Consider the following 10,223-nt stretch of genomic DNA (forward strand, 5'->3'; position numbering starts at 1 on the left):
CAATACCAGCGCACAGCCCAAAGAATGATTTCGCCCTGAAAATGCCGACCATGGAAAGGATTCATATGCTGCACCTTTAGCTAAAACAGTCTTCAGCTTACCATTCGTGGTTATTTGCAACAGTGCCTGAAAAAGTGAAAGGTCAAAAAGTAGGTTATGTCCGGGTGAGTTCGGTCGAGCAAAATACTGGGCGTCAACTTGAGGGAATTGAAGTCGACCGGATTTTTGTCGACCGCGCTTCAGGTAAAAATACTGACCGACCGAAATTTCAAGAAATGTTGAACTATGTTCGGGAAGGGGACAGGGTGATTGTTCATTCCATGGATCGTTTTGCGCGAAGCTTAAAAGATTTGGTGACTGAAGTAGATAAACTGGTCAAACGAGGGATCTCCATCCAGTTTGTAAAAGAAAATATTACTTTTACGGCCCAATCCACTCCGATGGATAATTTGATGCTGCAACTGATGGGTGCTTTTGCACAGTTCGAACGTGAGATTATTCTGGAGCGGCAAAAGGAAGGAATTAAACTGGCATCAGCTCAAGGGAAGTACAAAGGTCGGGTACATAAATTGAAACCTGAGCAGGCTGAAGCTTTACGACAAGCATGGAAGGAAGGGAAATATCCTTCAAAAATGGCATTAGGTCAGGCATTCGGTATTAGTCGTCAAGCGGTATACCGCTATTTAAAAGCCGGGGAATAACTCAATTGAATTTTCGACTATATTTAGTTTAGCTTATGAAAATGAGGGAATGTGATAAATCTATGAAAAAGCCTATTCGAGGGGGGAGATTGAACTATCATACTGATTTTAGATGACCATTTAATCAATCACCCCAGATGTTTAGAAAAGAAAAAACCCCGGCATCCTGCTGGGGTTTTTAGTATTGGTTCGCTCGGTATAACTCTTGTTGTACCTTACTTCAAAGCCAAAATCTTTCGAGCACCATTAAGTACGAATAAAGAAACCAGTATACCAATGATTAAGTCTGGATAAGCTGATCCCGTCCATGCCACGAGTACACCGGCAAATATGACGCCCATATTTACCACAACGTCATTCGCTGAGAAAATCCAACTGGCTTTCATATGTGCGCCATCTTCTCGATGACCAGAAATAAGATATAAGCATGTCACGTTAGCTATAAGTGCGAGCAGGCCAATAACAATCATGAGCGTTGATTCTGGCTCGCTTCCAAACATGAATCGTCTAATGACGTCAACAATCACGATGACAGCGAGTAATAACTGAATCCAGCCTGCAAAATGAGCTGCTTTTACTTGATATTTCGCAGCTTTCCCGACGGCATATAGCGCAATACCATAAACGGCTGCATCGGCAAACATATCTAGAGAATCAGCAATCAATCCTGTAGAAGCAGCAATAATACCGCTGATGAATTCTATAAAGAACAGTAGAGCATTAATGCCTAATAACAGTTTAAGTACTTTAGCTTGTCTTACAGGATCAGGTTCATTGGGTAGGTCACCTGAAGAAAGCTGTGTTTCATCAAGTTTCGCCCCAAAACCCAGTCCTTCAAGTTTGGCCGTAATTTGCTGAATCCCTTCATTATGGAAGACTTTCAGTTTTCGATTGGGAAGATCAAAAGTAAGACCTTTAACTGCTTCAAGATCTGCAAGAGTCATACGGACCATTTGCTCTTCAGCAGAGCAATCCATTTTAGGAATGGTGTAGGTACTTGTTTGCTTGGCCTGTTGATTGCTTATATAAGTTTCAGTCTTCACAAGCTTTGCCCCAAAACCCAGTCCTTCAAGTTTGGTGGTTATATTTTCATCTTTTTGATTATGTAGAACCTTTAAAGAACGGTTAGGTAAATCAAAGATGAGTTTTTGAACACCATCAATTGAAGATAGCGCCATACGAACCATCTGTTCTTCCGCAGAACAATCCATTTTGGGAACTAAGTATTCACTCATGTAGTGCGAATCTTTTAAAACGTTTTCTGTGCTTAAATTTTCTTTGGGATCAGAACCACAACAGGATTGAGCGGTATCTTCACAACTGTTTGAAGTGTTACAGCAAGGAGATGAAGATTTCTCTTCTTCCTCTTCACCACAACAGCTAGGCGTATTATCACAATTCTTTGAATTGCTTGCTTCTGCAATTGATGGATGATTTTCTTGTTGAGATTTCTTATCTTCGCATGGTGTTTCTTTACTACATCCACAACCACTCATAATTATACCCATTAAAAAAATTATAAACTTTGAATATTAGAATCCCTATAGTTACTATAGAGTCAAGATTTTTTGGAAATACCAACTCAATGCATTTAAAAATTGGTGAACTCTCTAAAAAAACCTCATGTTCAGTATTAACAATTAGGTTTTATGAAAAGGAAGGTTTAATTCCGGAACCCGAAAGAACAGAAGGAAATTACCGCCTTTACGATATAGGCTATGTTGAGCGAATTAAGTTTATTTTGAATTGCCGAACTTTAAATATGAGTTTGAATGAAATTCGTCAATTACTCACCTATAAAGATAATCCCAAGAAAAATTGTTCAGATGTGAATGAATTAATTGACTTACATGTCAGTGCTATCAGAGAAAATATAATCAAGCAACAAAAGCTTATTGAACAATTATCTGATTTAAGAGGTACTTGTGATGGTTTATGTACAATTGACCAATGTGGAGTTCTAAAAAATCTAGCTTGATTATCTAGACCTATGCTTTTTTCAAAAATTCTGTATATCTTTACTTAAGGCTGCAAAAAGTTTAAGGTTACTCAAATTCTGTGATCAGATCTTTGATAGATCTGGACAGCTTCTTATTGGTGTTTTAAATACAGATTTGTGTATGAAGAGAAAAACATTTCTAATCCAGATATTGGTACTCTTATTCACATTCCAGAATATTTGGAGTGTGGCAGAGGCTGCGTGTCTGCATGAAATGCCAAACATACCCAATTCAATACTCTCTAATCCAATCGATTTAGACGAAAAGAGTGATAGTCCTCGTCAAGCACTTTATTCCCTAGAAAACTATAAAGAAATCTATGACTATTGTCAGAAGGTTTGTTTTAACGAAAAGTGCAGTCATTTCTCAAATACAATCGTGATTCAGATTGACCCACCCGATGATCTGAAGCTTAAAGCTAATTTTGAGACCGGCATTACCCCAACTTATTTGGGAATAACTTTTTATAAACCCCCTTATCTGGATCAATTAACCCCGCCTCCCGATTTGCCCCTACTATTGGTGGGGTAGTCTTATAAAAGCCCACCACTCCTAATTTCATTATGCGTGGGGCATTTTCATGTCAAAAAACAAATTACATCAGGATACCTCCATCCTGAATTTATCCTGGTCAGCCTTAGGTAGCGGTATCTTGCTATCTGCAATGATCAGCTTCAGTACTTCCGTAGTCGCCAGTACTCAAGATTTAACGCTGCAGCAAGCTATTGAGCAGGTTAACCAATATCAAGCGTCCCAAAATTTCTGGGAAACGCAAAACAGCATTAATGCCACGAATCTTCAGCAAAGTAAGCTGTTTAAAAATCCTGAACTGTCAGTTGAACAAACGGGATTTGGTTCAAATAATGAAAAAGAGCTTGCCATCGGTATATCACAACCTTTGGATATTTTTGGTGAGCGAAGAGCAAACCAAAAATTAGCCAGTCTCTCAATAGATAAAACAGCGCTGAAACAGAAGATTTATCAAGCACAAATTGAGCTTGCAGTGAAATATGTATGGTCGCAACTGGCCATTGCCGAACTTGAAAAAAACATTGTCAATGAACAACTTCGGGTGAGCGAAGAAAACCTTCAAGCAATCGAAAAGCGCTTTAATGCAGGCAGTATCGCGCAAGTAGATGTGAATCGCGCACGTTTAAGTCATGCTGAAAATATCCGTCTTTTTAGACAGGCCGACTTACAAGTCCAAGTGGCCACCCAACAATTATCAAATTTATGGGGAACCTCTGATAAGTCATTGCAGGTAAACCTCTCTTCACAAAAGCTCTGGCCAAAATCGACTCATCAGCAGGTTCAAGAATATTTAGCGGAAAACTACGTTGAGAAATATCGAGCTTTACTGGTATTAGAGTCTCAAGCAACGGTTGATCAACTAAGGGCAAAGGCTCGTCCTAACCCCACTTTAAACCTGGGCGTTAACCGCACCCAATCCTTGGAAAACTCAACACAAAATCAACTGGTGGTTGGAGTCAGTGTACCGCTCAATATTTTCGATCGTCAGCAAAATGGCATAAAAATCGCGCAAGAAAAAATGAACTTATTAGAGCGTCAGAAAGACTTTTATCTAAAGCAAAATGCGCTGCAAATAGGCACGATCTTAACCGAGTTGCAGGGTTTAGAGCTTCAATTCAAAGTCGTTGACGAGACTCAAATTCCTTTGGCGACTCAAGTTCAAAGTAAAACTTTACAAGGTTTTCTGGCAGGAAAGTTTGCTTTAACCGATGTTCAGCAAGCCACGCTTCAATTACAAGACATCCGTCTACGTAAAGTCCAGTTGTTACGGGAGGGCTGGCAAAAGGCCATCGAAGCAGAAAGTTTAAGCTTAGGCATTAGCCCAAGTGAAGTCATGTCGAAAGATGCTATTGCACAAATCAATCAAAATTTATGGCAAGACATACAGGCCATGCCTGTCATTGGTGGGGGAAATTAACATGTTCGATCTTAAAAACAGCTTAAAAAAACAGAGCGGAAAAATCTCTCAACCCCTACTGATTAGTTTGGTCATCGGCGCTACCGTACTCCTCAGTATTTTCTTGATCTTAACGGGTAAGAATAAATCTGAAACATCAGATGAACATGCCGAGGAAGAAGGGGGAGAAGAACATGGTGGTGAAACCGAAGAGCATGCAGAAGGTGTGAGCCTGACTGCCAAGCAACTGGTGGAACAGGGCATACAATTATCAGCGGTCGATCAAGGCCCGGTGGTTAAATTAAGTTCTTATCCTGCCAAACTGAATGTGAATACTGACCAGCAAGCGCACGTCTCACCGAGTTTTAGTGGTCATGTAGAAAATGTCTATGTAGAACTCGGTCAAAAAGTTCAGAAAGGACAGCCTTTGGCTGCGTTGCTTGTTCCTGATCTAGTTGATCAGCAGGCCAATCTTAAAATTGAACAAACCAACCTTGAACTGGCGAAACAAGACTATGATCGTGAGCGTCAGCTTTGGTCACAGGGCATTTCAGCAAAACAGGACTATCAACGTGCTTATAACAGCTATAAACGGGCACAAATTCAGGTTCAAGCGGCCCAATCACGTTTAAGTGCATTTGGTGCAGTGAATGCCAGTAACGGACGCTATATTTTGAAAGCTCCCATTTCTGGCGTGATCAGTAAAAAGGATTTGGTTCTCGGGGAAAATGTTCAGTTAGCCGATCAACTCTTTACGATAGACCGGTTAGATCAACTCTGGCTTGAGTTTATTGTTCCAAATTCTGAAATTATGGGCTTAGCCCCGAATCAAAAGATCGAATTTAAATCCTTGCAAACGGAAAAGGTCTATCAGGCTGTTATTCAGACTTTAAATACTGAAGCGGATATTCAAACAGGCCGTCTTCAGGTGCGAGCAAAAGTTGAATCGAATGCAACCGAATTACGTCCAAACTTGATGGTAAACGTACAGTTGCAACAACGCAGTGAAAGTACCGCATTACGGGTACTTAAGTCCGCAGTTCAGAATGTCGATGGAAAAGATGTGGTTTTTGTCGCCATTCAGCATGGACAGAAAGTTGAATTCAGTCCGCAACCGGTGAAATTAGGGCAATCGTCTGGGGATAGCCAGTGGATTGAAGTGGTAAATGGGCTTAATCAGGGACAAAAATATGCAGCTCAAGGCAGTTTCTTACTGAAATCTGAGATGGAAAAAGGAGAGGCTTCACATGAGCACTAAAAGCCCTCACATTCCAGACCACGAATCGGTAAAACCTGAAGGGCTTTTTGATCGGCTGATCCAGTTTTCTATCCATAACGCCATTTGGATTATGCTGTTTATTGCAGCCTGGATTGCTATTGGTATTTATAGTTATCAAAAGTTACCGATTGATGCTGTACCGGATATTACCAATACTCAGGTGCAGATTAACACTTCAGCCAATGGCTTTACGGCTTTGGAAATGGAACAGCGGATTACCTATCCCATTGAGAATGCCATGTCAGGCATGCCGAAAATGGAACAAACCCGTTCGATTTCACGCTACGGCTTATCGCAAGTGACCATCATTTTTGAAGATGGCACGGATATTTACTGGGCCAGACAGCTTATCAACCAGCGCTTGCAAGAAGCAATGGGAGAAATGCCTGAAGATGTGCAACCTAACATGTCGCCTATTTCGACAGGTTTAGGTGAAATCTATCAATGGGTGATTAAAGCCGAACCAAATGCTAAAAAGCCGGATGGAACCCCTTATTCGGCGATGGATTTACGTGAAATTCAGGATTGGATTGTAAGACCGCAATTACAGCGCGTAAAAGGCGTTGCTGAGATCAACAGTATCGGTGGCTTTAATAAAACCTATGTGGTTGCCCCTGATCTGAACCGATTGCAACAATTGCAAATTCCTTTGTCTGATTTACAAACTGCCTTAACAGAGAATAATGAAAACCGTGGTGCTGGCTATATTGAGAAAAATGGACAACAGCTAACGGTTCGTGTTCCCGGCACTTTAAACACGATTGAAGATATCCAGAACATCAGTATTGCCAATAAAAACGGCTATCCGATTCGGGTGGCAGATGTCGCCAATGTCTCAATTGGTCATGACTTAAGAACAGGGGCTGCAACCTATAATGGTGAAGAAACTGTATTGGGTATTGCCATGATGATGATGGGAGAAAATAGCCGTACCGTTGCTCAAGCCATTGATGAAAAGGTGCAATCGATCCAGCAATCGCTACCTAAAGGTGTGGTGATTGAGACTGTGTATGACCGTACGCATTTGGTTGATCGGGCGATCAAAACCGTTCAGAAAAATTTGATTGAGGGTGCAATCCTCGTCATTGTTATTTTATTTCTCTTTCTAGGTAATTTCCGTGCTGCGCTGATCACGGCTTGCGTTATTCCACTGTCAATGCTGTTTACCTTGACGGGAATGGCAGAGCAGAAGATTAGTGCAAATCTGATGAGTTTAGGGGCACTGGACTTCGGTATTATTATTGATGGTGCAGTGGTTATTGTAGAAAACTGTATCCGTCGGCTAGCAGAAGCTCAGAAGCTGAAAGGTGGTTTACTTAGCCGTTCTGAAAGATTTAAAGAAGTCTTCTTGGCTGCAAAACAGGCGCGTCGTCCTCTGATTTTTGGACAGTTAATTATTTTGGTGGTTTATCTACCTATCTTTACCCTGACGGGTGTAGAAGCCAAACTTTTCCATCCTATGGCAATGACTGTTGTACTGGCTTTAATTGGGGCCATGATTTTATCTGTCACTTTTGTGCCAGCCGCAGTTGCCCTATTTGTCACTGGAGAAGTCAAGGAAACCGAAAGTCGCTGGATGCATTGGCTTAAAACCAAATATGAACTGCTTTTAGATAAAGCCTATGAGCTTCGTTTATTTGTGACTATTGTGGCTGCCTGTATTTTAGTGCTTACGGGCGTGCTAGCCACTCAAACAGGTAGCGAGTTTGCACCTCAACTGGGTGAAGGTGATTTTGCTGTTCAGCAAATGCGTTCCCCAAGTACAGGGTTAGAACAGTCACTGAGAATGCAGGAAAATACTGAAAAGTTACTGTTGAAAGAATTTCCTGAAATTAAAGCGATCTTTGCTCGTACCGGTACAGCAGAAGTGGCCACAGATGTTATGCCACCCAACATTTCAGATGGCGTGGTACTGTTAAAACCTCATGATGAATGGCCTGATCCAAAACAAACGATTGATGAGCTTCGCCAAAGAATGATTACTTTCTTAGCGACATTGCCGGGAAATAACAGTGAGTTCTCGCAACCCATTGAACTGCGCTTTAACGAGTTAATTTCAGGGGTGCGAAGTGATGTGGGTGTCAAATTATTTGGTGATGACATGGAGATTCTAAATCGCGAAGCGAATAAAATTTCTCAAAAAATTAACTCAATTTCAGGCGCGACAGCCGTTAATGTAGAACAGACCAGTGGCTTACCCTTGTTGAATGTAGAGGTGGATAAGTCCAGAGCTGCACAATATGGCTTGTCGGTAAGAGCAATTCAGGATCTGGTAGCTACAAGTGTCGGTGGCCAGAATGTTGGAACAATTTTACAGGGAGACAAGCGTTTTGATTTTGTCATCCGTCTAGATGAATCCCAGCGTAGTCCTGAACAGTTAGCGGTACTTCCTATTCAATTGCCGAATGGTGGTTTAGTCCAACTGCAAGATGTGGCACGCGTTGAAAATATCCTGGGTATTAATCAGGTCAGCCGTGAAAATGGTAAACGTCGAGTGGTTATTACTGCAAATGTAGAAGGACGTGATTTAGGCTCATTCGTAACAGAGCTTCAGAGCACGTTATCCAAACAGGAATTACCAAGCGGTTATTGGATAGATTATGGCGGTCAATTTCAAAATCTGATGTCTGCAAAAGCGCGTATGCAATTGGTGGTTCCGCTCGCATTGTTGACGATCTTTATTTTATTGATGGCTGTATTCCATAATATCAAAGAAAGCTTACTGGTCTTTAGTGGTGTACCGTTTGCCTTATGTGGAGGCTTAATCGCGTTGTGGTTGCGTGACATTCCATTATCCATGTCAGCAGGGGTTGGCTTCATTGCACTATCGGGGGTGGCTGTACTGAATGGCTTAGTCATGCTCACCTTTATCAAAGAGTTGCGACAACAATATGACCTTTATTATGCAACGTGGCAGGGTGCAATTTTGCGTCTTAGACCTGTGCTGATGACCGCTTGTGTGGCGTCCCTTGGGTTTGTCCCGATGGCTTTGGCAACCGGAACTGGGGCAGAAGTACAGAGACCTTTAGCAACAGTGGTTATTGGAGGAATTATCTCCTCTACCCTGCTTACATTGGTTTTATTGCCCGTACTGTACCGCTGGATGAATGAAAAGAAAGTTTCTTAATCCAATAGATTAGTCGATTTACAGCAGAGATATTGGCTGTTATCCAATATCTCTGCTCATCATAAATAGAATAAGGAAAATATTTTATGTCAGAACATCATGATCATAGCCATGCGGTTGTTACTGAAGAAAATAGTAAGAAGTTAATGGTTGCCTTAGGTTTAACGACTACTTTTTTAATAGTAGAAGTTGTCGCTGCTTTTATTACCCAAAGTTTGGCTTTGTTATCTGATGCAGCTCATATGTTTACTGATGTAGCCGCTTTAGCTATTGCTCTTGCCGCTATCAAAATTGGTAAAAAAGCCGCAGATGATAAAAGAACTTTTGGCTATCAGCGATTCGAAATTTTAGCGGCTCTGTTTAATGCAGTGATGCTTTTTGTAGTGGCGATATATATCGTCTATGAAGCTTATCAACGTTTTACGAACCCTGCTGAAATTCAAAGTGTTGAAATGATGATTGTCGCGGTCATTGGTTTGGTCGTAAATTTGATTTCAATGAAAATCCTTTCTGCTAGTGCTGAAGGAAGTCTAAATATAAAAGGTGCATATTTAGAAGTTCTTAGTGATGCTCTAGGATCGATAGGCGTGATTATCGGAGGAATAGTTATTTATTTTACCCAGTGGATGTGGGTTGATACCGTAATCGCTGTGTTAATTGGCTTCTGGGTCTTACCTCGAACTTGGATTTTATTAAAACAAAGTATTAATATTCTGCTTGAAGGAGTTCCTGATGAGATTGATATTGAGTCGTTAAGAAATGATTTATTGAAGCTAGAGGGCGTTGAAGGGATTCATCAGTTGAAAGTCTGGGCTATATCCTCAAAAAATATTCATTTAACTGCTCATTTAGTTGCTCCTAATAGCAATCCAGATCAGCTCTATCAAAAGGCCTTAGACGTTCTAAAACATAATCATAGTATTACTGAAATTACGTTACAAATAGAAAGTACGGAATGTAATACATTGGAACAGCATAAACATTAAAGTGCTGCTCTTTCTACATAATGGACAGATGACTAGGCTGATAAACCTTACCATTTTCCTGTATTACACTTCTATTGGCACTGTTGCAAATAACCACGAATGGTAAGCTGAAGACTGTTTTAGCTAAAGGTGCAGCATATGAATCCTTTCCATGGTCGGCATTTTCAGGGCGAAATCATTCTTTGGGCTGTGCGCTGGTATTG

The 10,223-nt window shown here is 41.0% G+C and carries 8 protein-coding genes; 7 read left to right on the top strand and 1 reads right to left on the bottom strand.

What is annotated here, in order from left to right:
• Positions 1–134: 134 nt before the first annotated feature.
• A complete protein-coding gene (locus FTU69_RS14295) occupies positions 135–701 on the top strand; it encodes a recombinase family protein (protein ID WP_180104085.1) in 567 nt (188 codons plus the stop codon).
• A gap of 215 nt (positions 702–916) precedes the next feature.
• On the opposite strand, the gene FTU69_RS14300 is transcribed toward FTU69_RS14295, so the two are convergent.
• Positions 917–2,197 (bottom strand): cation transporter, encoded by a 1,281-nt coding sequence (locus tag FTU69_RS14300; protein ID WP_104500112.1) that lies wholly within the window; start codon positions 2,195–2,197, stop codon positions 917–919.
• Positions 2,198–2,286: 89 nt separating this feature from the next.
• Here FTU69_RS14300 and cadR point away from each other — a divergent pair, with 89 nt between their 5' ends.
• The 6 genes from cadR (at position 2,287) to FTU69_RS14330 (ending at position 10,020) form a co-directional block, all read left to right on the top strand.
• The gene (cadR, locus tag FTU69_RS14305; RefSeq protein ID WP_004281856.1) at positions 2,287–2,679 is read left to right on the top strand and encodes a Cd(II)/Pb(II)-responsive transcriptional regulator; all 393 of its coding nucleotides are present in this window, start codon (positions 2,287–2,289) and stop codon (positions 2,677–2,679) included.
• Positions 2,680–2,821: 142 nt separating this feature from the next.
• Positions 2,822–3,232, top strand: a complete 411-nt coding sequence (locus FTU69_RS14310; RefSeq protein WP_004733191.1) for a hypothetical protein — start codon at positions 2,822–2,824, stop codon at positions 3,230–3,232.
• Positions 3,233–3,281: 49 nt separating this feature from the next.
• The gene (locus FTU69_RS14315) at positions 3,282–4,649 is read left to right on the top strand and encodes a TolC family protein (protein WP_180104083.1); all 1,368 of its coding nucleotides are present in this window, start codon (positions 3,282–3,284) and stop codon (positions 4,647–4,649) included.
• 1 nt (position 4,650) lies between these two features.
• Positions 4,651–5,886 carry an efflux RND transporter periplasmic adaptor subunit gene (locus FTU69_RS14320; protein ID WP_005180694.1) on the top strand — a complete coding sequence of 412 codons (1,236 nt, stop codon included), beginning with the start codon at positions 4,651–4,653 and terminating at the stop codon, positions 5,884–5,886.
• Positions 5,876–9,034, top strand: a complete 3,159-nt coding sequence (locus tag FTU69_RS14325) for an efflux RND transporter permease subunit (protein WP_005180693.1) — start codon at positions 5,876–5,878, stop codon at positions 9,032–9,034. Before FTU69_RS14320 ends, FTU69_RS14325 begins: the two co-directional genes overlap by 11 nt.
• Positions 9,035–9,120: 86 nt before the next feature.
• Positions 9,121–10,020 (top strand): cation diffusion facilitator family transporter, encoded by a 900-nt coding sequence (locus tag FTU69_RS14330; protein ID WP_180104084.1) that lies wholly within the window; start codon positions 9,121–9,123, stop codon positions 10,018–10,020.
• The last annotated feature ends 203 nt before the right edge of the window (positions 10,021–10,223 follow it).

The sequence above is a fragment of the Acinetobacter sp. YH12134 genome, from assembly GCF_013418555.1.
Classification (GTDB): domain Bacteria; phylum Pseudomonadota; class Gammaproteobacteria; order Pseudomonadales; family Moraxellaceae; genus Acinetobacter; species Acinetobacter indicus.

Bases quoted from the DNA above. Each gene is read 5' to 3' on its own strand.
- FTU69_RS14300 (WP_104500112.1), bottom strand. From the start codon at position 2,197: ATGAGTGGTTGTGGATGTAGTAAAGAAACACCATGCGAAGATAAGAAA.
- cadR (WP_004281856.1), top strand. From the start codon at position 2,287: ATGCATTTAAAAATTGGTGAACTCTCTAAAAAAACCTCATGTTCAGTA.
- FTU69_RS14310 (WP_004733191.1), top strand. From the start codon at position 2,822: ATGAAGAGAAAAACATTTCTAATCCAGATATTGGTACTCTTATTCACA.
- FTU69_RS14315 (WP_180104083.1), top strand. From the start codon at position 3,282: ATGTCAAAAAACAAATTACATCAGGATACCTCCATCCTGAATTTATCC.
- FTU69_RS14320 (WP_005180694.1), top strand. From the start codon at position 4,651: ATGTTCGATCTTAAAAACAGCTTAAAAAAACAGAGCGGAAAAATCTCT.
- FTU69_RS14325 (WP_005180693.1), top strand. From the start codon at position 5,876: ATGAGCACTAAAAGCCCTCACATTCCAGACCACGAATCGGTAAAACCT.
- FTU69_RS14330 (WP_180104084.1), top strand. From the start codon at position 9,121: ATGTCAGAACATCATGATCATAGCCATGCGGTTGTTACTGAAGAAAAT.